We start from the raw sequence: 23,427 nt of genomic DNA on the forward strand, positions 1-23,427 counted from the left end.
CCTTCCTGAGGGGATTTCACCGCTCACAAAGCGAGGCAGAGGCTTCCGCTCATTGGAGAGAGAGCCCGCGATGGCCGGAGCCGTGGGAAACTCCAATCCCGCCGCCCTGGCGGGATCAATCTCGCGGGGCCCGCCTGAACTGGACGTCTGGCAAGGCTCAAGCTCCCTGATAAGTCTACGGCGGGGAGCGTACGGGGGACCGCTAGGGCGTGTATCGAATGTGCTGGTCGCAGCCACTCGTTGATGGCCGCGACAAGGACGGTTGCTTCGTAGCGGACGGCGAGCTTCTCGTAACGGACGGCCACCACTCTATGGCTTTTGAGGCGATTGATGCCGCACTCCACCGCGTGCCGCTCCCGGTAGTCGATCTTGTCGAACTTCGGAGGCCGACCACCGCGAGTGCCGAGCTTCTTGCGGTTGCGGACGTGGTCGGCCTTGTCCGGAATCGTGCAGCGGATCCCGCGACGCCGCAGGTAAGTGCGGTTCCTGCGGGAGGCATACGCCTTGTCGGCCCGCACCCGGTCGGGTCGGGTACGCGGTCTGCCGGACCCCAGCCGGTGCACTCGGATCTTCTTCAGCACGGACTCGAACTGCGGGGAGTCCCCTCGCTGCCCTGCCGTAATCACGATCGACATGGGTTTCTGACCCTGCTCGACCGCCAGGTGCAGCTTGGTGGTCAGGCCGCCGCGCGAGCGCCCGAGCCCGTGGTCCTCCGGCTCGGTGTCGACGCCGCCGGGCGGTTCGACCTGCAGGTCCCCCTTTCCCGTGCCCCGGCGGCGTGCCGGTGGAGCGAGGAAAAAGGGGGAAATGCAACTGGCCCAACCGCCCTTTCCGCTCGAAGCAAGGTCACCCGCACCGCGATCCGCAAACACGCGATCACCGCTGATGCGGGCAACGGCAAGCCCGACAAACCCGCCGCCCCACGCCTGATCCACACCCACTGCCACCGTCGGCTGACCACCGACACCGGCAAGACGCCAGCACTTCTGACCAACTCGCGAGCCATAGAGCTTGCTTGAGCCGGTTGCCCGGAAATCGGGCACGGCCGGTTCTGAGGGGGACCGCTGCAGCAATGCAGCGGTCCTACCCGACGAGGCTGGCGAGCGCTGCCTGCCCCGCGCCGCAGCAACCAGCCTTACCACAGGTGCAGGAAGCTCCGGATGTCTTCAAAGCCGTCGAGAGCCCGACCGTCCACATCCGACGGATCCGCCTCTGCCCGCACCGCCAGCGACTTCGCCAGCGCAAGGGCCTCATCGCTGAGTTGTCCGAAGCGTCGGGCGGTATGCCCCAGGCACAGGCCGGCCAGACCGAGCAGAGGGCTGCCCGGCACAGCCCGCGTCCCGACCTGCACACACCAGTGCTCAACGAACTCCCGATCGTCGTCGTTCAGCGCACTCCCGACCAGAACGCTCGCCGCCTCGCCCTCGTGCGAGCGGTCGTGCAGAGCTCGTTCAAACGCCTCGGCCGCCACCTCATGAGGCAGCGCGGAAGGGTTCTCAAAGCGCAGATGAGAGTGCATCCCGCGAGACTACGTGCCCCGTCCCACCGGCGAGACCGAGGCGAACGTTGCCTGATGCGGCACTAGAGACTCCTCCGGGTCTCACGGAGCCGTGGCCAAGTCGGCCCACACGGTTTTGCCCACTACCCGGTCCTTCACCCCCCACGAAGTCGCCAGTACCCCGACCAGATACAGGCCGTACCCCGATTCCGCACCGGGCCGGGGCGGTTGCGGCTCCGGCCCCCGTTCTCCCCGCGCGTCCGACACCTCGATCCGGAGCGTGCCCGCGAGGGCAACGAGCCTCAGTTCGAAGTCCCGCCCCGCTACAAGCCCGTGCAGCACCGCGTTGGCCGCCAGCTCGGACACGATCACGGCGGCATCGTCGGAGAGCTCGCTCCCGTACGGCACACCCCACTCGTCGAGTTGATGCACAGCGAGCCGACGGGCGAGCCGCGCGCCTCGGCGGGTGGCGCTGAACCGCTGGACGAACTCGGCGCCCGCAAGGGTGATTTCGGCGTTCATGTGACTCAGCGTTTCCGGTTGCTCGTACGCTGACCAGGAGTGACACCACGACTCCGAGGAGCTGTACGGGCACGCCCGGTCGGCTGTACGGGGCGTCGGCCGTGACCGGGCGGACAGAGAGCGGTGCGGGGCAGATGGCGAACGCGGAACGCGAGGAACGACCGGAGCGACCGGCCGAGTCGGACGGCACGGCGCACCTGTTCAGGGCGCTGGGCAAACAGATCAAGGTGCTGCGCGAACGCGCGGGCCTGAGCCAGAGGGATCTGGGGCTCGCTGCGCATTGCGGGGAGGACCTGATCTCCGCGATGGAGCGGGGCGTGCGGACGCCGCAGCCGGACTTCCTGGGGCGTGCCGACACGTTGCTGAACGCGGGAGGCGTGCTGGCGGCGGCGGTCGATGAGGTGCGGGAGGCGTTGTCGCGGTCACGGACGCGGCACCCGGACTGGTTCCGCAGCTATGCGCGGGTGGAGGCGGATGCGCTTGCGTTGCACGAGTACAGCGCCCAGGTCGTGCCCGGCCTGCTTCAAACGGAGGCATACGCACGGGCCGTCTTCACACAGCGCCGCCCATTGCTGGACGAGGCAACCATCGAGAAGCGTGTCGCAGACCGGTTGGATCGGCAACAGATCTTCGAGCGCTGGCCTGCGCCGACCTTCAGCTACGTACTGGAAGAAACCCCGTTGCGGCGACCAATCGGAGGCAGAGCCGTCCACACAGAGCAGCTGCAACGGCTCTTGCACATCGGAAGGCTGCGGACGGTGGAGATCCAGGTCATGCCGACGTATCGCGAGGAACACCCTGCGATTGGCGGCACGTTCACCCTGATCACCCCCAAAGGCCGGCAGCAGGCGGTTTACACAGAGCTCTACGGACATCCACGGCTGATCACAGACTCCGAGGAGGTCCGGGTCTTCAGTGAGCGCTATGGGATCATCCGAGCGCAGGCTCTCACCCCGAGGGAGTCCCTGACGCTGATCGAGAAGATGCTGGGAGAGCTATGAACACCGAGCAACTGCACTGGTTCAAGAGCAGCCACAGCGACGGCGAAGGCGGCAACTGCATCGAGGTCGCCTACGACTGGCGCAAGTCCAGTCACAGCTGCGGAGAGGGTGGCGCCTGCGTCGAGGTCGCGACCTGCCCCACCACCATCCACATCCGCGACTCCAAGGTCACCCAGGGCCCCCACCTCGACGTTGCCCCGGCCACCTGGTCGGCGTTCGTCGCGTACGCGCAGCTGGGGTAGTCCGTCCCGGGGAAGGCCAAGGGGACATTGCGGCCGCCGAAGCCGAACGAACCGGCGATCCCGGCGGCCCAATTCCCCCGACGGCGCAAGCCCATGCACGATCGTGATCCCCGCGTGATCACCACCCCGTAACCTCCCACCGGCCAGGGGATGTGCGGGGTACGCAATCAAGGCGGGGGCAGGACATGACATACCGGCGCGCAGCGATACCGGCACTGGCCGGAGGACTGCTGCTCACGGCGCTTCTGTGGTGGGCGGGGGCGAGCGTGAACGCGCTGCACCTGTCGGGCACCGCCGACGTGATCGGCGGCCGGGCGGCCGCCGATCTCGAATACTGGCTCAGCCCCTGGTCGTACGATCCCCCGGCCTCGCTCCGGCTCGGCGCCGAGGTGTCCGGCGGGATCGGGGACACGGCCGTGACCGACGGCAGCCGCTACCTCTCGCTGTACGCGACCGGGATGCAGATCAGGTTCGTCGCGGTCTTCGCCTTCTTCATACCCGGGGCGCTGCTCCTGGTACGCAGGCTGCCGCCGGTACGCGGCCGGATCGTGGCCGCACTGCTCGCGGTGTGGGCCTGGGGCCTGGTGGCCGGGACCCTGGCGGTGACCGTCTCCGCGCCGTGGCTGATCGCCGCGCGGGGGCGCGGCAGTTACCGCTTCCTGCCCCAGTTGGCGGGGGTGATCTCCTCCGGGCGGCAGATCCTGACGTTGATCGCGCTCGTCGCGGCGGCGGCCACCGTGCTCGCGGCGTGGGTCACCGCCAAGGGTGCCGGTGTGCTGCCACGGCAGAACGTTCCGGCACGCGCCGCCCGCCTGGCCGCCACTTCCGGGACCTTCGTCGTCGCGCTGTCCTTGGTGGTCCTCTCGTACCAGCCGGTCGCCGCGACTCTCCAGAGCGTCCCCGTGTCCGGCCGACTGCTCTCCGAACCGGGCGATCTCCTGCGCCAGTGGCTACTGCTCGGGGCCTGGGCGGGCCCGGCGGGTGCGCCGGTCGGTCACTGGCTCCTGTACCGCGTCCCCGATGTACTGCTGCTCGCCGTGGTGTGGTGGTCGCTGCGGTGGCTGCCCGCACTGCTGACCCGGGCCACTGTTCCGGCGATGGCGGTTGGCACGGTCTGTGCGACCGTTATCGGGCTGCTGGCGAGCCAGTTGCTGCAGATCGTGACGACCGCGTCGGACTCGGGCATGCGCTGGGGGCTCGTATACCTGTCAGCCGGCATCGGTGGCGGCGTCCCGGCCGCCCTGACCTGCGGTCTGGTGGCGGGCGTCGCGGCTGTCGTGACACTGCGGCTGACCGCAGGCCGCACGGAATCCACCGACGCCACGGCCCCCGCCCCGCCTGCCGCAATGCCGGACCTGCACGAGTGAGGTTCTCCAACTGAACTGAATTTGTTACCGGTTGGCCGGCATATGCTCGCCCCCCACAACCAGGCATGCGTCGGCCCCCGGCCCGGACGGCAATCCTGATCGAGGGCCTGACCAGCGAGGAAGCGAACAGCTTCCCGATGGATATCCAGCAGGGTGGCGCGCCCTCACGCGCCCCGTCCCGCGTGCCCGTGGACGCCACACCGACATCCGGTGCCATCCGAGTACGTGCTGAACATCGGGGTCGGCGGTGTCCCTATCCTGTCCGAATGACCACTTTCCCAGAACTCGTCATATTCGACTGCGACGGCGTACTCGTCGACAGTGAACGAATCGCCGTGCGCATCCAGGTCGAAGTGGGTGCCGAGCTGGGGTGGCCGCTGACGGCGGACGAGGTGATCGAGAAGTTCGTGGGCCGGTCGGCCGCGTCCGTCGGCGAGCTGATCGCCGCCCGTCTGGGGGCGGGCCCGGCCGCCGCCTGGCAGCAACGCTTCGAGGACCTCAACCGCGACGCCGTGGACACCGAACTCGTCGCGGTCGACGGCATCCACGAGGCGCTGGCCGCCCTCACGCTGCCCACCTGCGTGGCGTCGAGCGGCAGCCACGAGAAGATGCGCCACACCCTCGGCCACACGGGTCTCCGCGCACACTTCGAGGGCCGGATCTTCAGCGCGACCGAGGTCGCACACGGCAAGCCCGCCCCCGACCTCTTCCTCCACGCGGCCCGGCAGATGGGGGTGGATCCCGCGGCTTGCGTCGTCGTCGAGGACAGCAAGTACGGTGTCCAGGCGGCACGTTCGGCCGGTATGCGAGCGCTCGGCTACGCGGGCGGGCTGACCCCGGCACACTGGCTGGAAGGTCCGGACACCGTGGTCTTCGACGACATGCGCAAACTGCCGACACTCCTGACGGAGATCTGACTGCTGGGCGAGCTCCACGCTGTTGGCCGGGCCCCTCACTCCCAGTGAGGGGCCCGGCCTTTTTGATCACACTGCCGATGTCAGCGGGCGACCGCCTTCGTCGCCTTGCTGGTGGCGGAACCGCTGGCGTGGCCGGTGCGGCGGGCGGTCACTTTCACGGTGATCTTCTTGCCGCGCTGCGCGGACTTGAGCGTCAGCGACGACTTGGTCGCACCCTTGATCACCTTGCCGTTCTCGTACCACTGGTAGGCGTACGAGGTCGGGGCGGGCGTCCAGGTGCCGTGGGCGGCCTTGAGCGTGCGACCCACCTTCGCCGTGCCGGAGATCGTGGGCTGCTTGGTGGCCTTGGGCGCGCTGCCCGTGGCGATCTTGACCGAGGCGGTCGTCGCAGCGCCGTTGGCGTGGCCGGTGCGGCGGGCCGTGACGGTGACCGTGACCTTCTTGCCGAGCAGTGCCGCGGGGACGGTGTACGTGGACGCGGTCGCGCCCTTGATCGCCTTGCCGTCGGCCTTCCACTGGTAGGCATACGAGGTGGCGGACGGAGTCCAACTGCCGGACGCGGCCGTCAGCTTGGCGCCCACCTTCGCGGTGCCGGTGATCTTCGGGGCGGTCGTCGCCCTGGGCGCCGCGCCCTGGGCGGCCGTGACCGCCGTCGAGGTGGCCCGGACGTCCGGGGTGCCGGTGCGGCGGGCCGTGACGGTGACGGTGATCTTCTTGCCGAGCAGTGCCGCCGGGACGGTGTACGTGGACGCGGTCGCGCCACTCACCGGCTTGCCGTCGGCGTTCCACTGGTACGCGTACGAGGCCGGGGCGGGCGTCCAGGTGCCGGTGGTCGCGGTGAGCCGTTCACCGACCTTGGCGGTGCCGGTGATCGCCGGGGGTGTGCTGTTCTTGAGCGGGGCCACGGTGACGTCGAAACTGCCGCGCTGGTACCCCCACCCGTTGTGGGTGCTGACGCCGACGTTCCAGATGCCGACGGCGGCCCCGGTCAGGTCGAGGACGGCTGTCAGGGTCCGCCGGTCCGCCGACACCGCGGTGGTGGTCGAAGTGATCTGCTTGCCGTCGAGCGACAGCACGACCTTGTCGTCCTTGTGCAGGGACGTGCCGGTCAGCTGAATCGTCACCTTGGTGCCGGTGATCCCGGTGGTCGGGGTGATCTGTCCGATGGTCATCTGCTCGGTACCGCAGAGGATGGACGTGCAGACCGCCTCGGCCTTGTACGAGGTCCTGGATGCCGTCTCCGGCAGCGAGAGGACGAGGATGCTCGGGGTGGTCTCCTTGGTGTACGGCTCGCTCACGCCGCATTCGTAGCCGGTGGGGATGAAGTGTCTGCAGCCGTTGTCGAGGCTCAAGTCGTACAGCGCGGGTACCGCCGTCTCGGTGGCGCCCGTCGTGTCGCTGATCTTCATGTCGAAGCGGTCGCGGTACGCGGTGGGCAGCGCGGCGCAGACCGCGGTGTGCTGCTCGTCGAGGGTGCCGGTGACCGGTCCGTATCCGTAGGCGACGCTGGGGACCTTCTCGCACTCGGCGGCCGGTCCCTGCGCGCCGGCGATGCGCAGGGCGTCGAAGCGGTAGGAGTCGGCGGCCTTCAGCCCCGACCGGACGGTGACCAGGACCTGGTAGTGGGTGGAGCCGGTGACGGCACACGCCTGGTTCTTGTTGCACAGGGCGGTGCCGTCGGCGTCGTACACCACCACGTTCGCGGTGCCGAGCGCATCACGGACATCGATGTGCAGGCTGTCCTTGGCGTCGGCGGTGGTCACCTGGCGGCAGCGCAGCTCGCCGGGGGCGCCCATCGCACCGCCGGTGGACGGACCGCCGACCTTCGTCGCCGGGTTCGGGGTACAGCCCTTCGCGGTCGCGGTGACGTCGCGGCGGGTCAGGGTGTAGTCGGCGGCGGTGTCACGGCCGGTGACGAGCACGGTGTGGGCTACGCCGGGCGCCAGTTCGCAGGTCGTCCAGGTGGAGAGGGACGAGTAGATCGAGCAGACCCGCTTGCCGTGGGGGTCCAGGACGGTGAAGGTGGCGGTGGCCGTGGTATCCGGGGCCGCCTGGAGCTGGAGGTTCTCCTGGGCGCTGTGGTCGTCGGCCGGAATGCTCAGGCAGTGCGAGAAGACACCGTCACCGGTGGAGAGCCGGGCCGTCGGACTCGTCGTGGTGAAGTCCCCCGCCGGAATGGCGGGACAGTTGCTCACCGCGTCGGTGCGGTGCAGGGCGAGGGCGTACGAGCCGGTCGGCTCCGACGAGTCGTCGGTGGAGACCAGGGCACGGAACGGGGCCTTGCCGGTGAGCGCGCACGTACCTGCCGAGAGGTCGCTCCTGTCGCAGGGCTGGAGGCCGTCGGCGTCGACGACGATCACTTCGGGGCTCGGCCCGGTCCCGTTGAGGGACTTCAGTACGGCCAGTCGGGCGTCCGCGGGCAGCGGCAGGGCCAGACAGTCGATCTCACCGGCCGAGGCGAACGTGGAGCGGTACAGACCGAGTTCGACGGGCTCGCAGCCGGTGGTGGCGGAGCCGTCGAAGATGAGGGTCGGGTCGTCGGTGAAGACGGTGTAGTCACCGGCGGCGGGAAGGCTGCAGCCGTTCCAGGTGGTGCAGACGGTCTTGCCGTCCCCGTCGTACACGGCGAGCACCGAACGGGCGCCGTCGTGGACGGAGTACACGTTGTAGCGTCCGGCGGCCGGGGCGGTGAACGTCTTGCAGCCGCTGGCCGGGTCCGCGGTCGTGGGTGCGGAGTTGTACGCGCTCAGGGGGACGTGGGTGCAGCCGGCCGGGTCGGAGATGCGGCGGACGGTGAGGGTGTACTCGGCCGGGAAGCCTCGCTCCGCGTAGCTGACCTGGGAGAGGACCCGGTACGGGCCGTCGCCGGGCAGTACGCAGCCCTCGCTGTCGTCCTCGTTGAAGGGGGGGCAGATCCGGGCACCGGTCTCGTCGGTGATCCAGGACAGGCTCTGGCCGTACACGGTCGTCGTGATCTTATTGGTGATCCGCTCACCGGGCCTGCCCGTGAACGGCTGGCACTGGATCGCGTTCGCCCCGGTCGCCGAGCCGACGACGGGCGCGGTGTCCCACGCGGTGCTGATCTCCGCCGCGCAGCCCTTGGTGGTGCCGAGGGGAACGACGGCGACGGTGGGCCTGCTCGGCTCGGCCCAGTTGTTCACCAGCTGGAGCGTGAAGGCGCCCGCACGGGGCAACTCGCACCAGCCGGCGCCCCATTCGGGGTCGTAGCAGTCGATCTCCGTCTCGCCGTCGAAGACATGGGCGTACGCGTTCCCGGCGTTGCCACCGATGAGCACGACCTTGTGCAGGCCGGGCGCCTCGGCCGTGATGGTGAGGCAGGCCGTTCCGTCCGCGGGAACGGTCACGGCGCCTTCCGCCGGGACGTCTTCGCCGAAGGCGGAGAGAGGCAGCGCGGCACAGTTCTCGTCGGCCGGGGCGGCAGCCGCGGGTGCGGGGGCCGCCTCGGCGGCGTACGCCCGGCCGGCACCCGCGGGGATCAGCAGGGAGAGCAGGACGGACAAGGTGAGCAGCAGAGTGGTGTGTGCCGCGAATCTCGCGGCCTTACCTGGGCGGTTGGGCATTCCGTTCCCCCCGGACCGGTGAAGTGAGCACGTTCCGCCGGGACTTCGCGAACGACGAGCGAAAGCCGGTACGGCCCGGAACGCGCGCAACATGTGTGTGACTCGTAAAGAAGAGTGCACACGATGATCGCACACATGTCCCAGGAAGCTACTTGCCCAGTACCGCCTTCATCACGCTCTTCGCGATCGGCGCACCCAGCCGGCCACCGGAGATGTCCGATCGGGAGATATCCATGTCCGTCGGGTCGATGAACACCGCGACCGCCACCGACCGCCCGTCGGCCTTCTTCCCGTACGAGACGAACCAGCCGTACGGCACCTCGTCCTTCACGTTCACACCGCGCTGCGCCGTGCCGGTCTTGCCGCCGACCGTGACGCCGTCGATCAGGGCCCGCTGTGCGCTGCCCTCCTTCGCGGTGAACTCCATCATTTCCTGGACCTTCTTCGCCGTCGCCTCGGACACGGCCTGGCTCTTGAGCTTCGGTTCGTGCTTCTCCAGGGTCGACAGGTCCGGGCCGCGCAGCTCTTCGACGATGTACGGCTGCATCAGCTTGCCGTCGTTGGCGAGCGCGGCGGTCACCATGGCCATCTGCATCGGCGTGCTGGTGAGGCTGCCCTGGCCCATGCCCGTGAGTGCGGTTCCGGGCTTGTCCAGTTCCTTCGGGTAGAGGCTCCTGGTGGCGAGCATGTCGCCGAACTCATCGGAGTAGACATCGGAGTTGAAGCCGAACTTCTCCGCGGTCTCACGCATCTTGTCGGCGCCGACCTTGGACGCCGCGTCGAGGAAGACGTTGTTGCAGGAGTGCTGCATGGCGGTCTTCATGGACGCCTTGCTGCACACCGCGTCACCCGCCTCGCTGCCGATCTTGTTCGTGGAAAGCGGCAAGGGATACGGGGAGACGGCGTCGGACGCCTCGTCGACGTCGGTCACCACTCCGTTCTCCAGGGCCGCCGCCGCCGTCAGGATCTTGAACGTGGAGCCGGGCGGGTACGTCTCGCGCAGCGGACGGTTGGCCAGCGGCTTGCTCTTGTCCTTGATGAGTGCCTGAAAGCGGTCGCCCTCCTTGAACGAGTTCCCGGCGAAGACCGACGGATCGTACGAGGGTGTGGAGACCAGGGCCAGGACCTTTCCCGTACGCGGGTCGAGAGCGACGACCGCGCCGCGTGCGCCGAGGTCGGTAAGTCCCTTGTACCCGGCCGCCTGTGCCTTCGCGTCGATCGTGGTGACCACCGCACCGCCGCGCCGTTCCTCGCCGGTGAGGATGTCCTTGGCATGCCTGAACGCGAACCGGTCGTCCTGGCCGCTGAGGATGCTGTCGTACGTCTTCTCCAGGAGCGACATGCCTTGCGCCTGGGAGGCGTAGCCGGTGACGGGGGCGTACATGGGGCCGTTCTTGAAGGTCCGCTGGTACCTGTAGTCCGTGCCTTCGACCGCTTTGGAGCCGGTGATCGCCCGGCCGCCCACGACGATGTCGCCGCGCGGGATGGCGAACTGGGCGATCTTCACCCGTTGGTTGCGTTCGTGGGTGGCCAGCGACTCGCTCTGGACGTACCCGAGCCAGTTCGCCCGCAGCAGCAGAGCCATCACCAGCAGCCCGCAAAATATGGCTATGTGCCGCAGCGGCCTGTTCATCGCTCTCCTCACCCCGGGTCTGCTCGGCAGACCCCTTCGATCTCCAACCGATGAAGATGCGAAAAGATGGTGAATTGGTTGCGCCGAGCGGTTACAGGTACTCCGCATACGCGTCCAGCGCCCGCAGTACCTCCGCCTCTCCGGCCGGGGGCAGCTGGAGGACGACCTCCTCGATGCCCAGGTCCGCGTAGTGCGCCAGCTTCCCCGGGCTCGGGAGTACCGCGTAGGGGACCACGTGGAGGTGCTTCGGGTCGCGGCCGGCCGATTCCCAGACCTCGCGGAGCTTCGGTACGGACTCCGTCAGGCCCCGGCCGCCGATCGGGAGCCAGCCGTCCGCGTACTGCGCGATGTGCGTGAACAGCTTCGGGCCCGCCGCCCCACCGATCAGGGTGCGGGGACCGTTCACCGGGCCGCGCGGCTCCTGGACCGGTTTCGGATACGCGTAGCCGGCGCGGACTGAGCCGAACTCGCCGTCGTACGCGGTCGGTTCGTCCGACCACAGGGCTCGCATCAGGGCCATGCGGTCGCGGACGAGTTCGCGGCGCGTCGACCAGTTCACCCCGTGGTCCGCGGCTTCCTCGACGTTCCAGCCGAAGCCGAGCCCGAGCGTGAACCGGCCGCCGGAGAGGTGGTCGAGGGTGGCGATCTGCTTCGCCAGGTCGATCGGGTCGTGCTGGGCGACGAGGGTGATGCCGGTGCCGAGGGCGAGGCGCTCGGTGACCGCGGCGGCCTGGGCGAGCGCGACGAAGGGGTCGAGGGTGCGGCCGTATTCCGGCGGGAGTTCGCCGCCCGCCGGGTAGGGGGTTTCCCTGCTGACGGGGATGTGGGTGTGCTCGGGCAGGTAGAGCCCGGCGAACCCGCGCTGTTCGAGCTCGCGAGCGAGCCGCAGCGGCGTGATCGTCTCATCGGTGAGGAAGATCGTGGTGGCGATCCGCATACGAGGGCTCCTCCGTCGTGGTCCGGTGACGGCCCCAACGTATGCCGTGCGGTGCGCGAAGCCGAGCGTCCGGGAGTCCGGGAGTTCGGGCCCCGGTCATTCCTCTTGCCATTTCCCCGGAGTTCACGGTGCGCGGCCAGGGTCGGGTACGTCGACGCTCGTCCCCGCCCGGCGCCGGTTGCGCCCTCGGTAGAGTGACGGCCATGCGGATAAAGATCGTTACAGCCGTCATGGTCGGTGCGGTGGGCCTGTTGGTCACGGGGTGCGGGGGCGGAGATTCCGGCTCGGACGACGCCGGTAGCAAGTCGGCGGCGGCCCTTCCCGTGCTTCCGCAGAAAGTGCCCAAGCCGCCGGCGCTGCCGGAGGGAGAGCTGCAACCGTCGCCGGACGCCGACGCCCCGTTCAGCAAGAATTTGGCGTACGAACTGCGCCGCAAGACGCTCGACATGGCCAAGGCCGAGGGGAAGACCGTCGGCGAGTGCCCGGATGACGTGGCGTCGAAGGCCGGTACGCGGGTGACCTGCACGATCACCTACGAGGGCCTCGAAGTGGTGTGGGATGTGACCATCGGTGACAAGTCCGGCTGGTCGGACAACGTGGTGCAGTACCAAGCGGTTCCGCGCAAGGGCGTCCTCACCCGAGACGGCGCCGCCCGCCTGCTCTACGGCAACTACAACCCCGAGCTTGTGCGCTGCAACAACATTCCCAAGGCCGTGCTGGTGCCGCTGAACGCGAAGACCGAGTACAGCTGCCAGACCGTGGACAAGGGCAAGCCCGGCCTGGTCGAGGCGGCAAGAGTCACCGACGCCGGACCGCGGTTCTACTGACCACGACGCGGCGCTGCGCCGGCGGCCCGCAGACTGGGCGCCCGAATCAGGCGGACCGGACGGATCGACCTCACCGACAGGCTCCATGTCAAGAGGCTTGATGTCGAGATACTTGCCGTCCGCGCCGGTGCCGGCGTCCCTGTGCACGTCACGCCCGGGAGCGTCACAGTGGAAGGGGGAAAGGGGGCACTGGGCGGGCTGTCGGAGGAGGTATCCCGATGAACGTGACCGGCAAAAGCGGCGACCGGCTCCGGGACTACCGCGGCAAACGGCACTTCGACGCGACCGCGGAGCCGCGCGGAGACGGCGGGCGAACTGATCCGGCGCCCTGTTTCGTCGTCCAGATCCACCAGGCACGGCGCATGCACTTCGACTTCCGGCTGGAGGTCGGCGGCGTGCTGAAGTCCTGGGCGGTGCCGCGCGGCCCGTCCGAGAACCCGCGCGAGAGGCGGCTGGCCGTCCCCACGGAGGACCACCCGCTGGAATACCGCACCTTCGAGGGAGTGATCGCGAAGGGCGAGTACGGCGGCGGCACGGTGATCGTCTGGGACCAGGGCACCTACCGGCCGCTCAGCCACGACCGCTGGGGCGCGCCGGTGCCGTTCGAGCAGTCCCTGGAGGACGGGCACGCCACCTTCTGGCTCGACGGGACCAAGCTGCACGGCGAGTTCGCCCTCACCCGCTTCAAGGGCGGCAGCGGGAACGACGCCCCGGGCGAGGAGGTGTGGCTGCTGATCAAGGCGAAGGACGGCCAGGCCACCCATGACGGGCCGGACACGCCCGACCCGTACCGGGCACGGTCCGCCCGCACGGGGCGCACGCTGCAGCAGGTCGCCGCCGAGGAAGGGGGCGGGGCCCCGTGACCGCGCGCAGAACCGTGGAGGTGCTCCTCGACCGCTACGGCACCACCTATGCAGCCGAGGCCGGCATCAGGCTGCGGAACACACCGCAGCCCCTGTACCAACTCCTCGTCCTCAGCGATCTGTTGAGTGCCCGCATCCGGGCGTCCGTGGCGGTGGCGGCGGCCCGTGCGCTCTTCGCCCACGGCCTGCGGTCCCCGGACAGGATGATCGGAGCGACCTGGCAGGAGCGTGTCGACGCCCTGGGCGAGGGCGGCTACCGGCGCTACGACGAACGGACCGCCACCCAGCTCGGTGACGGGGCGGAGCTGCTGCTCGTCGAGTACGGGGGCGATCTGCGGCGGCTGCGCAAGGAAGCCGACGGCGACCTGGACATCCTGCGGTCCGGGCTGCGCAGGACCCCGGGCATGGGCCCGGCCGGTGCGGACATCTTCGTCCGCGAGGTGCAGGCCGTGTGGCCGGAGGCGGCACCGTTCCTGGACGGGAAGGCGCTCCAAGGGGCCGAGAAACTGGGGCTGCCCGCTTCGCCGGCGAATCTCGTACGGCTGGCGGAACAGGTCGACCAAGCCGAGCAGGGCGAGCGAGCCGGGCAGGCCGACGACCGCGGGCCCGCCGTGCTCGCGGCGGCCCTGGTGCGTGCCGCTCTGGACAAGCACGTCGTGGACGATGTCGCAGCGCACGCGTGAGGCCTGAGCGGCCCCGGGGACACCCTGCCGCCCGGCGGGGGCCCTGCCCCGGGACTGCGCCGCCGCACTCCTCGGCATGCGGGTGGGCATCGTCAAGTCACGGCTGCACCGGGCCCGGGACTCCTTCCGGAAGGCATGGACGTCATGACTGTTCCCCCGCCCCCCCCAGTGGCCCACCACCCCCGGCCTCGACCCGGTCCGCCGCCTGCACGCCCTCGCGGCGGGCGTCCGCGGCGCCCGCGGGAACCGGGCCGCACCGGGGCGGGCACGGTCACTGAGGCGATCCGGCCCTCAGTCCTCGACGACCAGCGCCGGAGTCTCCTTCGTCAGCACTTCACCGCGGAAGAACGAAGGGCTCCTGCGCTGCATCACGACCATCAGCACCAGGCCGAGCAGCAGCAGACCGACACCGATCACGAACACCGAGCCGACCCCGAAGACCGACGAACCGGAGCCGTACGCGGGGTTCCACATGTCGTAGAGGGTCTTGCCGAAGACCGCGGTGAGCAGGATGCCGCCGACGACCGGGAAGAGGCCCTTGAAGACCAGGTCGCGGACGGAGCGCGTCAGGTCGGCGCGGAAGTACCAGGCGCAGGCGAAGGCCGTCAGCGCGTAGTAGAAGCAGATCATGAGGCCGAGCGCGTAGATCGTGTCGACCAGGACGTGTTCGCTGACCAGGGTCATGACCGTGTAGAAGACACCGGTCGCCACGCCCGCCGTGACCGTGGCCTTCCCCGGGGTACGGAACCGCGGGTGGACGCGGGCGTACGAGGCGGGCAGGGCCTCGTACGTGGACATCGCGAGGACCGTGCGGGCCACCGGGATGAAGGTGGTCTGCAGGCTGGCGGCGGCGGAGGCGAGCACGGCGATGAAGAGCAGGACGCCGAGGCCGGGGCCCATGACCGGGCCGGCGAGTGCGGCGAAGACGTTGTCGGAGGTGTCCGGGTTGGCGAGGCCGAGACCGGAGCTGCCGGAGCCGACCGCCATCTGGGCGGCGACACCGGTCGCCAGGTAGGAGCCGACGAGCACGACCATCGCGATGAGAGCGGCGCGCCCGGGGGTCTTCTCGCTGCCGATGGTCTCCTCGTTGGCGGTCAGACAGGTGTCCCAGCCCCAGAACATGAAGATCGACAGCGAGAGGCCCGCCGTGAACGTCGCGAACGACTGCACCGCGAACGGGTTCAGCCAGGACCAGGAAAAGTGCAGCGACGAGGTGAACTCCCCACTGTTCGCCTTCTGCAGGGCCATCGCCACGAACAGCGCGAGGACGACGAGTTGAAGGCCCACCAGGGCGTACTGGATCCCCTTGGTGGCCGTCATGCCCCGGTAGCTGATCGCCGTGGCGACCGCGATCAGGATCAGACAGGTGAGGATGTGGACAGGCTTGCTGTCGTCCAGAGCGGCGATCGAACCGCTGCCCGTGATCTCGCCCGCGAGGAGCCAGAAGTACGAGGTGGCGACGCCCGCCAGGTTCGACAGCACGATGATCGTCGCGATGACCAGGCCCCAGCCGCACATCCACCCGACACGCGGGCCGAAGGCCTTCACCGTCCAGGTGAAGGAGGTGCCGCAGTCCGGCATGGCCTTGTTGAGTTCGCGGTACGCGAAGGCGACGAGCAGCATCGGCAGGAAGCCGGCCAGGAAGACGGCGGGCATCTGCACGCCGACCTCTCCCGCCGTGGAACCGAGGGTGGAGGTGAGGCAGTAGACGGGGGCGACGGTGGAGATGCCGATGACGGCGCTGCCCATCAGGCCGACGGAGTTCCCGCCGAGGCCCTTGCCGCGCACTCCGCCGTCTGCCGGGGCGTCGCCCCGTCCCGCCTCTCCGGCCTGCGGCCGAGCGTCCAGCTGTGTCATGAAAAGGACATTAAGCGCTGCGATATCCACATCCGGAGGCTGAGACTCCACCCCCTCGACCTTGAATTTCAGGCGTCTTGGCGTCCAAGTTGGATGTAATTGAAGGCAATCAGCGACCGGTGCCTACTAATGATAGGTCGATAACCGATCACGGCACCGTACGGGAATCGCAGCACTGTCCGTTTTGTGGGGATTCAAAATTTTCCCGTGGATGTTCGCTCAGCGGACACCCACACAGGCGTGTACACCGCTCACCGGTTCAGCCCGGCCAGACGATCGCCTGGAGTTCGCTGTACGCGTGCAGGGCGTACGAGCCGACGTCGCGCCCGACACCGCTCTTCTTGAACCCACCGAACGGGGCCTCCATGTTCCGCCCGATGGTGTTCACGCCGACCCCGCCGGCGCGCAGCCGCCGGGCCACCCGGAAGGCGCGTGCCACGTCCGACGACCAGACGTAGTCGATCAGTCCGTAGTCGCTGTCGTTGGCGAGTGCGATGCCCTCCTCCTCGTCGTCGAAGGGGACGACCACGACGACCGGGCCGAAGATCTCCTCGCGGACGACGCGCATGTCGTTGGTGCAGTCGGCGAGGAGGGTCGGCGCGACGTAGAAGCCCCGGTCGGGTCCGGCCGGGCGTTCGCCGCCCGTGACGATCCTGGCCCCCTCCTTCCGCCCCAGCTCGATGTACGACTCGACGCGGTCGCGGTGGGCGGCGGAGATGACCGGCCCGACGACCGTTCCCCTGACCGTCGGATCGCCCACCGTCAGATGGCCCGCGTACGCGGCGAGCCGTTCGATCAGGGCGTCGTGGGCCGCGCGTTGGACGAGGACGCGGGTCGGGGCCGTACAGATCTGTCCGCTGTAGAAGGAGAACGTGGTGCCGATGCCCGCCGCCGCGGAGTCGAGGTCCGCGTCGTCCAGGACGACGGCGGCGCCCTTCCCGCCCAGTTCCATCAGCTGCCGCTTCATGGAGCGCCCGCACACCTCGGCGATGCGCTGCCCGACGGCGGTGGAGCCGGTGAAGCTGACCATGTCGACGTCCGGTGAGTCGACGGCCGCCTCCCCCGCGTCCGGGCCCGACCCGGTGACGACGTTGACGACGCCCGCCGGGACACCGGCCGCTTCGAGCGCCTCGGCCATCCGGTAGACGGAGAGCGGGTCCTGCGGTGCGGGTTTCACGACGACCGTGTTGCCCATGGCGAGTGCGGGGGCGATCTTGCCGGCCGGGTTGGCCCACGGGTTGTTGTACGAGGTGATGCAGGTGACGACGCCGACCGGCTGGCGTACGGCCAGCGCCCCGAAGATTCCGGCCCGGCCCATCGGGCCGGCCTCGTTGATCTGCGGTGCGACGGCTTCCTCGACCGGCTCCAGGGCGCCCTTGGCGTACCGGCGGAAGCGGGAGGCGCCGACGGCGACCTGCATGCCCCTGGCCGTTGCCGTGGTGGCGCCGCTCTCCGCCTGGGCGAGCGCGGCGTTGCCGGTCAGGTCGCGCTGCATCAGGTCGGCTGCCCGGTCGAGGATCGCGGCCCGCTCCTCGGGGCGGGTGCGGGACCATGTGGCGAACGCCTCGCGGGCCGCGGCTGCCGCCGCGTAGACCTGCGCGCGGCTCGCCTCGGGGGCGAGGCCGACGGTGTCCTCCGTCGCCGGGTTGATCACCTCGTAGTGGCCGTGGTCCGGTTCGGTCCACTCGCCGCCGATGAAGAGGCGCTGGGGTGTGTTCACAGTGTGCTCACCGTCCGGGTGTCGCGGCCCGAGCGGAGCACCGTACCGGGGACCGCGCCGGTCACCTTGTCGTCGCGCAGGGTCTCCACGCCGTTGACGCGGACCGACACGATGCCGATGGCCTTGGCGTCGAGACGGGGGCTGTCGCCGGGCAGATCGTGTACGAGGGTGGCGGGCCCGGCGTCGATGCGTTCGGGGTCGAAGAGGACGAGGTCGGCGTGGAAGCCCTCCCCGATCCTGCCGCGGCCTCGAAGCCCGAAGAGGCGGGCGGGGTCGTCGGTGAGCATCTTGACGGCCTGTTCGAGAGGGAGGAGCTTGCGTCGGCGCAGGCAGTCGCCGAGGAAGCGGGTGGTGTACGGGGCCCCGCACATCCGGTCCAGGTGCGCGCCCGCGTCGGAGCCGCCGAGCATGACGTCCTCGTGTTCCCAGGTCTGCCGGCGCAGCTCCCAGGAGTCGGGGTCGTTGTCGGTGGGCATGGGCCACAGCACCGTACGCAGGTCGTCGGCGGCGCAGATCTCGACGAGGCAGTGGAAGGGGTCCCGGCCGCGTTCGGCGGCGATGTCGCGGACGACGCGTCCGCTCAGTCCCTCGTTGGCCGCGCTGTACGTGTCCCCGATGACGTACCGGCCGAAGTCGGCGAGCCGGCGGAAGACGCCGGCCTCCTTGCTGTCGGCGCGGCGCAGCATCTCGGTGCGGGTGGCGGCGTCGCGGAGCCGCTCGATGCGTTCGGGGACGGGGAGGGCGAGGATGTCGCCCCAGCCGGGGATGAGGTTGAGGGCGCAGAAGGTGCCGAGCGACATGTTCATGGGGGTGAGGATCGGCATGGTGAGGGCGACGATCCGGCCACCGGCCCGCCGGGCGCGTTCGCTGGGGACGAGCTGGCGGGGTACGCGTTCGGGGACGGCGGCGTCGATGGTGAGGACGTTCCAGTTCAGCGGGCGTCCGGCGATGGCGGTCATGTCGACGAGGAGGTCGATCTCCTCGTCGGAGAACTGGTCGAGGCAGCCCGCGACAATCGCTTCGAGCTGCGTTCCCTCGTGTTCGCCGACGGCACGGGAGAGGGCGAGGAGCTCCTCGGGCAGCGCGTGCCGGGAGGCGACGGGTTGTCCGTCCCCGTCGGAGTGGGTGGCGGACTGGGTGGTGGAAAGGCCCCAGGCCCCGGCGTCCATGGCGTCGTGGAAGAGCGCCAGCATGGCGGCCAGCTGCCCGGGTGTGGGCTGTCCGCCGATCGCGTCGGCGCCCATGACGTGCCGGCGCAGGGCGCAGTGGCCGACCATGAACCCGGCGTTGACGGCGATCCGCCCTTCGAGGGCGTCGAGGTATTCGCGGAAGCTGGACCACGTCCAGTCGACGCCCTCCTCCAGGGCCTTGAGGGCCATGCCCTCGACCCGCGCCATCATGCGGCGGGTGTAGTCGGCGTCCTCGGGGCGTTCGGGATGGAGCGGGGCGAGGGTGAATCCGCAGTTGCCCCCGGCGACGGTGGTGACGCCGTGGTTCATGGACGGGGTGGCGTACGGGTCCCAGAAGAGCTGGGCGTCGTAGTGGGTGTGCGGGTCGACGAAACCGGGGGCGAGGACGAGTCCGGTGGCGTCCTCGGTGGTGACGGCCTCCTCGGCGAGCGTGCCCGGTTCGGCGATGACGGCGATGCGCCCGTCGCGCAGGCCGATGTCGGCGGGGTACGAGGGTCCGCCGGTGCCGTCCACGACGGTCGCTCCGCGGATGAGGTGGTCGAGCATGACGGGGTTCCCTTCTGTGGTGTGTGGGGGGCCGGGGCGCGCGCGGCCGCACCGCGCACCCCGGCCCCACGGAGCGGCGGTCCGGGAAGACGCCGCTGGTCGGGGGAGTCAAGCCCCTCCGGCGAAACTGAAGACCAAGCCCGACCGGGCAAAATCAAGCCCCTCCGGCGATTGAGGAGCGGGGGTAGGGGGCGCTGCCCCCGAAACCCCCCTACGCCGCGCCGCGGAACCGCGAGGTCCGATGCACCGGATCCGTATCGATCTCCGGAATCACGTGCTCCCCGATCAGCCTGATCGAGTTCAGCGTGTCCTCACGGCTCATCCCCACCGGCAGCCCGAAGCTCAGCTGATCCGCCCCCGCCTGCTCCCACCGCTTGCACTGCCGCAGCACCTCGTCAGGATCGCCGCAGATCATCAGCTCCTCCGCGATCAGGAGCTCGATGATCTCCTCGGAGTACTCCGGCAGCAGCTCGGGCCACTCCGGTACGCCCTCGGGCCGGGGGAACGTGTCGTGGTAGCGGAACAGCAGCGACTGCAGGTAGTTCAGCCCGCCGCCCACCGCGATCTCGACGGCCTTCGCGTGCGTCTCGGCGCAGATGGCCGTGGACGTGACCATGACGTTGTCGTTGACGAAGTCCCCGACGGGTTCGGCGTCCTTGACCGCCGTCTTGTAGGACTCGACGACCCACTCCATGTCGGAGACCTTCTGCACGCTGAAGCCCAGCACGCCGAGCCCCTTCTTCCCCGCCATCGCGTACGAGGACGGCGACCCTGCCGCGTACCACATCGCCGGGTGCGACTTCCCGTACGGCTTGGGCAGAATCTTGCGCGGCGGCAGCGACCAGTGCTTGCCCTGGAAGCCGACGTACTCGTCCTGGAGCCACATCTTGGGGAACTCGGCGATGGTCTCTTCCCAGAGTTCCTTGGTGTGGTTCATGTCGGTGATGCCCGGCATGAAGCCCAGGATCTCGTGGCTGCCGGCCCCGCGCCCGGAGCCGAATTCGAAGCGGCCCTCGGAGAGGTGGTCGAGCATGGCGACCTTCTCGGCCACCTTCACCGGGTGGTTGACAGGGGCGAGCGGGTTGAAGATCCCGGATCCGAGGTGGATGCGGTCGGTGGCGTGCGCGAGATAGCCCAGGTACACATCGTTGGCCGAGAGATGCGAGTACTCCTCCAGGAAGTGATGCTCGGAGGCCCAGGCGTACTTGAAGCCGGACTTGTCCGCCTGGATGACGTACTCGGTCTCCTCGATCAGCGCCTTGTGCTCAGCCCCGGGGTCGGTCCTGGCCCGCGCGGCGGGCACGTACCCCTGTACAAAGAGCCCGAATTCCAAGGGGGTTCACCGTCCTCAATCGTTTCTGACGTATCGTCAGTTCGTGATGCAGACTGTTCCACCGGCACCCGCACCCGTCAATACCTGACGCACCGTCAGGTCTGCTGGAGGGGTCCCCCCGGAGCGGCCGGAGGCGGCCGCTCAGAACAGGCTGACGCCCGCCAGCCAGCCCCCGTCGATGACGAACGGCTGCCCGGTGATGTACGAGGAGTCGTCCGAGGTCAGGAAGAGCGCCAGCGCCGCCACCTCCTCCGGCCGCCCGATCCGCCCCAGCGGTACGAGCTTCCGGTACAGCTCGGCCACCGCCTCCCTGGACTCCTCCGGGTCCGCGGTCGGGTCCAGCGCCGCCGGGTTGGTCATCGCGGTGTCCACGGCACCGGGGCACAGCGCGTTGACCCGTATCCTCTTTGCCGCCAGCTCCACCGCCGCCACTTTCGTCAGCCCGAGCACCGCGTGCTTGGTGGCGGCGTACGCGCCCACGAACGCCATGCCCGTGAGCCCCGTGTACGAGGCCGTGTTGACGATGGTCCCGCCGCCCGCGGCCTCGATCTCGGGCGCGACGTTCTTGATCCCGAGGAACGCGCCCACCTGATTGACCTGCACCACCTGCTGGAACTCCTCCAGTGGCGTCGCCACCAGCTCGTTGAACCGCAGGATCCCCGCGTTGTTGACCAGCCCGTCGATCCCCCCGTAGGCGCCCTTCGCCGCGGCGACGGCGGCCTGCCAGTCCTCCTCCCGGCTCACATCCAGATGGACGAACCGGGCGACGTCCCGCCCCAGCTCCTCCCTCAACTCCTTGGCCAGCGCCTCGCCCTGCTCGTCGAGCACATCGGCGATCACCACCCGCGCGCCCTCCGCCACGAAGAGCCGCGCCTCCTGCTCGCCCTGCCCGCGCGCCGCCCCGCTGATCAGCACGGTGCGCCCGTCCAGCTTGCCCATGACCTGACTCCTACCTGTCGAGATGGGGTGCGACCTCGGCGGCGAACGCCGTCATCTGGTCGGTCAGTTCGCTACGGCTCCGGCTGCGGAACCGCACCTGGATCTGGTGAACGCCCATGGCCCCGTACGCGCGCAGCGACTCGGCGAGCACCTCCGGCTTTCCGGCGAGGGTGCGCCGCCCCACGGACCACTCCGGCTCACCGACGTACAGCGGCTCGGTGATCGCGCCGATGACGATCGGATCCTCGATCCCGGCCGCCTCGCGCAACTCCTTGAGCCGGGCGATCTGCGCGGGCAGCTTCTCCCGCGGATCCCCCTGCGGCAGCCAGCCGTCGCCCCGCACCGCGGCCCGGCGCACGGCGGCGGGCGAGGAGCCGCCCACCCAGAGAGGCACCCGCTCCTGGGCCGGCCGCGGCAGCTGCCCGAGACCGGCGAAGGAGTACCGTTCCCCCACGAACTCGGGGTACTCCTCGGGACCCAGCGCGGCCTTCAGCGCGTCGATGGTCTCGTCGAGGACCCCGCCCCGCCCGTCGAAGTCCGCCCCGAGCGCCTGGAACTCCTCCGGTACGTGCCCGGCCCCGACACCGAGGATCAGCCGGCCGCCGCAGAGGTGGTCGAGGGTGGCGTACTGCTTGGCGGTGGCCAGCGGGTGCCGCAGGCCGACGACGGCGACATGGCTCATCAGCAGGACCCGCTCGGTGATCCCGGCAAGAAAGGAGAGAGTGGCGACCGGGTCGTACCAGACGGTACCCATGACCCCGGCGAGCCTCCGCGGGATCGCGACGTGGTCACAGCTCGCCAGGTAGGCGAAGCCGGTACGGTCCGCGGTGCGGGCGATCTCGGCGAGATCGGCGGGGGTGGCCGCGGCCTCCCACCCCTCGGCATAGATGGTGCTCTGCGACTGGACCGGGAGCTGCATCCCGTACGGCAGCGGCCCGGTGAGCGGTATCGGCACCGAACGGCCTCCTCCCCGCTTGAATCTGACGCATCGTCACTTGACGGCGCGGGGGCCATCGTCGTACCTGACGTCGCATCAGACAAGGGGCGGGAGCGGTCGACCCGGTACGCCGCGGCGGGAGGCGACCGCCGCCGGGCCCGGCACAAGAGGGCCGCCATGGTGCGGCTGCCGCCGATCACCGCGACCCTGCGGGGCTGCGGGAGCGCGAGGGGCATCATCTCGGCCGGCTCATCTCGACGAGCTCCTGACCCTTCAGTAACCTTACTTTGGAGTAAATCCAGGATCGAGCAGGGAGTCCGGACCATGGCCGACCGCTATCTGCACTTCACCGACACAGCGCCCGGCCAGTTCCTGACCCGGCGGCTCGGCCTCCCGCAGGCGCAGGACGAGTTGACCCGTACCGCCGACCGGCTCAACGCCACCGCGCTGCCGCTGGACATCACCGCCGCGGACGCTGCGGAACCGATCGTCGCCGCGGCGTCCATCGCCGGTATCTCGGGCAACACCGGCCAGACGAACTACGCGGCGGGCAAAGCGGGCATGATCGGTCTGGTCCGCTCGCCTGCCCCGCGTGCCGCCGCCGACCACGCTGTCACGGTCAACGCGGTGGCCCCGGGCTTCATCGAGACGAAGATGACCGCGACCGTCCCCCTCTTCATGCAGGAGGCGGGCCGCCGGATGAACTCCCTTGCGCAGGGCGGTCTGCCGGTCGATGTCGCCGAGACCATCGCCTGGTTCGCCCAGCCCTCGTCGACGGCCGTCAACGGCCAGATCATGCGGGTCTGCGGCCAGAGCCTGCTGGGTGCGTGACCC

General features: G+C 69.6%; 20 protein-coding genes and 1 pseudogene. 9 read left to right on the forward strand and 12 right to left on the reverse strand.

Annotated features, from left to right (window positions below; all coding sequences use genetic code 11):
* Positions 1 to 23 precede the first annotated feature (23 nt).
* Positions 24 to 668 (reverse strand): transposase, encoded by a 645-nt coding sequence (locus tag OG936_RS14435; protein WP_406500446.1) that lies wholly within the window; start codon positions 666 to 668, stop codon positions 24 to 26.
* Between OG936_RS14435 and OG936_RS14440 the strand changes: the two genes are divergently transcribed.
* Entirely contained in the window at positions 558 to 1,019 is a 462-nt protein-coding gene (locus OG936_RS14440) for a hypothetical protein (protein ID WP_406500781.1), read from the forward strand. The genes OG936_RS14435 and OG936_RS14440 overlap by 111 nt on opposite strands.
* A gap of 116 nt (positions 1,020 to 1,135) precedes the next feature.
* Here OG936_RS14440 and OG936_RS14445 read toward each other — a convergent pair whose 3' ends face one another.
* On the reverse strand, positions 1,136 to 1,519 hold the full coding sequence (locus OG936_RS14445) for a hypothetical protein (RefSeq protein WP_406495075.1): 384 nt from the start codon (positions 1,517 to 1,519) through the stop codon (positions 1,136 to 1,138).
* Between the two features lie 81 nt (positions 1,520 to 1,600).
* Positions 1,601 to 2,020, reverse strand: coding sequence for an ATP-binding protein (locus tag OG936_RS14450; RefSeq protein WP_406495077.1), 420 nt, complete (start codon positions 2,018 to 2,020; stop codon positions 1,601 to 1,603).
* 134 nt (positions 2,021 to 2,154) lie between these two features.
* Here OG936_RS14450 and OG936_RS14455 point away from each other — a divergent pair, with 134 nt between their 5' ends.
* From OG936_RS14455 to OG936_RS14470, 4 genes are all read left to right on the forward strand, one after another.
* Positions 2,155 to 3,021 (forward strand): Scr1 family TA system antitoxin-like transcriptional regulator, encoded by an 867-nt coding sequence (locus tag OG936_RS14455; RefSeq protein WP_406495078.1) that lies wholly within the window; start codon positions 2,155 to 2,157, stop codon positions 3,019 to 3,021.
* Positions 3,018 to 3,263 carry a DUF397 domain-containing protein gene (locus OG936_RS14460; protein ID WP_406495080.1) on the forward strand — a complete coding sequence of 82 codons (246 nt, stop codon included), beginning with the start codon at positions 3,018 to 3,020 and terminating at the stop codon, positions 3,261 to 3,263. The genes OG936_RS14455 and OG936_RS14460 overlap by 4 nt, the downstream gene beginning before the upstream one ends.
* A 185-nt stretch (positions 3,264 to 3,448) precedes the next feature.
* Positions 3,449 to 4,630: a hypothetical protein gene (locus OG936_RS14465; protein WP_406495081.1), complete on the forward strand. Its 1,182-nt coding sequence runs from the start codon at positions 3,449 to 3,451 to the stop codon at positions 4,628 to 4,630.
* A gap of 266 nt (positions 4,631 to 4,896) precedes the next feature.
* A complete protein-coding gene (locus OG936_RS14470) occupies positions 4,897 to 5,547 on the forward strand; it encodes an HAD family phosphatase (protein ID WP_266746828.1) in 651 nt (216 codons plus the stop codon).
* A gap of 80 nt (positions 5,548 to 5,627) precedes the next feature.
* Here the strand turns inward: OG936_RS14470 and OG936_RS14475 are convergent, their stop codons facing one another.
* The 3 genes from OG936_RS14475 to OG936_RS14485 form a co-directional block, all read right to left on the reverse strand.
* Positions 5,628 to 9,128 (reverse strand): hypothetical protein, encoded by a 3,501-nt coding sequence (locus OG936_RS14475; RefSeq protein ID WP_406495083.1) that lies wholly within the window; start codon positions 9,126 to 9,128, stop codon positions 5,628 to 5,630.
* Positions 9,129 to 9,276: 148 nt separating this feature from the next.
* On the reverse strand, positions 9,277 to 10,761 hold the full coding sequence (locus OG936_RS14480) for a peptidoglycan D,D-transpeptidase FtsI family protein (protein WP_406495084.1): 1,485 nt from the start codon (positions 10,759 to 10,761) through the stop codon (positions 9,277 to 9,279).
* Positions 10,762 to 10,852: 91 nt separating this feature from the next.
* Complete coding sequence (locus OG936_RS14485; RefSeq protein ID WP_406495086.1) at positions 10,853 to 11,698, reverse strand: LLM class F420-dependent oxidoreductase; 846 nt, start codon at positions 11,696 to 11,698, stop codon at positions 10,853 to 10,855.
* A 203-nt stretch (positions 11,699 to 11,901) separates the two neighbouring features.
* Here OG936_RS14485 and OG936_RS14490 point away from each other — a divergent pair, with 203 nt between their 5' ends.
* The 3 genes from OG936_RS14490 (at position 11,902) to OG936_RS14500 (ending at position 14,071) form a co-directional block, all read left to right on the forward strand.
* Positions 11,902 to 12,525 (forward strand): hypothetical protein, encoded by a 624-nt coding sequence (locus OG936_RS14490; RefSeq protein ID WP_406495088.1) that lies wholly within the window; start codon positions 11,902 to 11,904, stop codon positions 12,523 to 12,525.
* A 218-nt stretch (positions 12,526 to 12,743) separates the two neighbouring features.
* Positions 12,744 to 13,388 carry a DNA polymerase ligase N-terminal domain-containing protein gene (locus tag OG936_RS14495; RefSeq protein ID WP_406495089.1) on the forward strand — a complete coding sequence of 215 codons (645 nt, stop codon included), beginning with the start codon at positions 12,744 to 12,746 and terminating at the stop codon, positions 13,386 to 13,388.
* Positions 13,385 to 14,071: an endonuclease gene (locus OG936_RS14500; protein ID WP_406495090.1), complete on the forward strand. Its 687-nt coding sequence runs from the start codon at positions 13,385 to 13,387 to the stop codon at positions 14,069 to 14,071. Before OG936_RS14495 ends, OG936_RS14500 begins: the two co-directional genes overlap by 4 nt.
* Before the next feature lie 291 nt (positions 14,072 to 14,362).
* Here the strand turns inward: OG936_RS14500 and OG936_RS14505 are convergent, their stop codons facing one another.
* From OG936_RS14505 to OG936_RS14530, 6 genes are all read right to left on the reverse strand, one after another.
* Positions 14,363 to 15,928, reverse strand: a complete 1,566-nt coding sequence (locus OG936_RS14505) for an APC family permease (protein ID WP_406495091.1) — start codon at positions 15,926 to 15,928, stop codon at positions 14,363 to 14,365.
* A 259-nt stretch (positions 15,929 to 16,187) separates the two neighbouring features.
* Entirely contained in the window at positions 16,188 to 17,648 is a 1,461-nt protein-coding gene (locus OG936_RS14510; RefSeq protein WP_406495092.1) for an aldehyde dehydrogenase family protein, read from the reverse strand.
* Positions 17,645 to 19,384, reverse strand: a complete 1,740-nt coding sequence (locus OG936_RS14515; protein ID WP_406495093.1) for an amidohydrolase family protein — start codon at positions 19,382 to 19,384, stop codon at positions 17,645 to 17,647. Before OG936_RS14515 ends, OG936_RS14510 begins: the two co-directional genes overlap by 4 nt.
* A 211-nt stretch (positions 19,385 to 19,595) precedes the next feature.
* The gene (locus OG936_RS14520; protein ID WP_406495094.1) at positions 19,596 to 20,717 is read right to left on the reverse strand and encodes an LLM class flavin-dependent oxidoreductase; all 1,122 of its coding nucleotides are present in this window, start codon (positions 20,715 to 20,717) and stop codon (positions 19,596 to 19,598) included.
* 141 nt (positions 20,718 to 20,858) lie between these two features.
* Positions 20,859 to 21,656 (reverse strand): SDR family NAD(P)-dependent oxidoreductase, encoded by a 798-nt coding sequence (locus tag OG936_RS14525; protein ID WP_406495095.1) that lies wholly within the window; start codon positions 21,654 to 21,656, stop codon positions 20,859 to 20,861.
* A gap of 10 nt (positions 21,657 to 21,666) precedes the next feature.
* A complete protein-coding gene (locus tag OG936_RS14530; protein ID WP_406500447.1) occupies positions 21,667 to 22,575 on the reverse strand; it encodes a TIGR03619 family F420-dependent LLM class oxidoreductase in 909 nt (302 codons plus the stop codon).
* A gap of 402 nt (positions 22,576 to 22,977) precedes the next feature.
* Between OG936_RS14530 and OG936_RS14535 the strand changes: the two are divergent.
* Positions 22,978 to 23,424 (forward strand): annotated as a pseudogene (locus tag OG936_RS14535) (SDR family oxidoreductase); the annotation flags it as partial.
* Positions 23,425 to 23,427 lie beyond the last annotated feature (3 nt).

Origin of the sequence: Streptomyces sp. NBC_00846, from assembly GCF_045207325.1 — a bacterium.
Taxonomy (GTDB): domain Bacteria; phylum Actinomycetota; class Actinomycetes; order Streptomycetales; family Streptomycetaceae; genus Streptomyces.

Bases quoted from the DNA above. Each gene is read 5' to 3' on its own strand.
- OG936_RS14445 (WP_406495075.1), bottom strand. From the start codon at position 1,519: ATGCACTCTCATCTGCGCTTTGAGAACCCTTCCGCGCTGCCTCATGAG.
- OG936_RS14450 (WP_406495077.1), bottom strand. From the start codon at position 2,020: ATGAACGCCGAAATCACCCTTGCGGGCGCCGAGTTCGTCCAGCGGTTC.
- OG936_RS14455 (WP_406495078.1), top strand. From the start codon at position 2,155: ATGGCGAACGCGGAACGCGAGGAACGACCGGAGCGACCGGCCGAGTCG.
- OG936_RS14460 (WP_406495080.1), top strand. From the start codon at position 3,018: ATGAACACCGAGCAACTGCACTGGTTCAAGAGCAGCCACAGCGACGGC.
- OG936_RS14465 (WP_406495081.1), top strand. From the start codon at position 3,449: ATGACATACCGGCGCGCAGCGATACCGGCACTGGCCGGAGGACTGCTG.
- OG936_RS14470 (WP_266746828.1), top strand. From the start codon at position 4,897: ATGACCACTTTCCCAGAACTCGTCATATTCGACTGCGACGGCGTACTC.
- OG936_RS14475 (WP_406495083.1), bottom strand. From the start codon at position 9,128: ATGCCCAACCGCCCAGGTAAGGCCGCGAGATTCGCGGCACACACCACT.
- OG936_RS14480 (WP_406495084.1), bottom strand. From the start codon at position 10,761: ATGAACAGGCCGCTGCGGCACATAGCCATATTTTGCGGGCTGCTGGTG.
- OG936_RS14485 (WP_406495086.1), bottom strand. From the start codon at position 11,698: ATGCGGATCGCCACCACGATCTTCCTCACCGATGAGACGATCACGCCG.
- OG936_RS14490 (WP_406495088.1), top strand. From the start codon at position 11,902: ATGCGGATAAAGATCGTTACAGCCGTCATGGTCGGTGCGGTGGGCCTG.
- OG936_RS14495 (WP_406495089.1), top strand. From the start codon at position 12,744: ATGAACGTGACCGGCAAAAGCGGCGACCGGCTCCGGGACTACCGCGGC.
- OG936_RS14505 (WP_406495091.1), bottom strand. From the start codon at position 15,928: ATGACACAGCTGGACGCTCGGCCGCAGGCCGGAGAGGCGGGACGGGGC.
- OG936_RS14515 (WP_406495093.1), bottom strand. From the start codon at position 19,384: ATGCTCGACCACCTCATCCGCGGAGCGACCGTCGTGGACGGCACCGGC.
- OG936_RS14525 (WP_406495095.1), bottom strand. From the start codon at position 21,656: ATGGGCAAGCTGGACGGGCGCACCGTGCTGATCAGCGGGGCGGCGCGC.
- OG936_RS14530 (WP_406500447.1), bottom strand. From the start codon at position 22,575: ATGCAGCTCCCGGTCCAGTCGCAGAGCACCATCTATGCCGAGGGGTGG.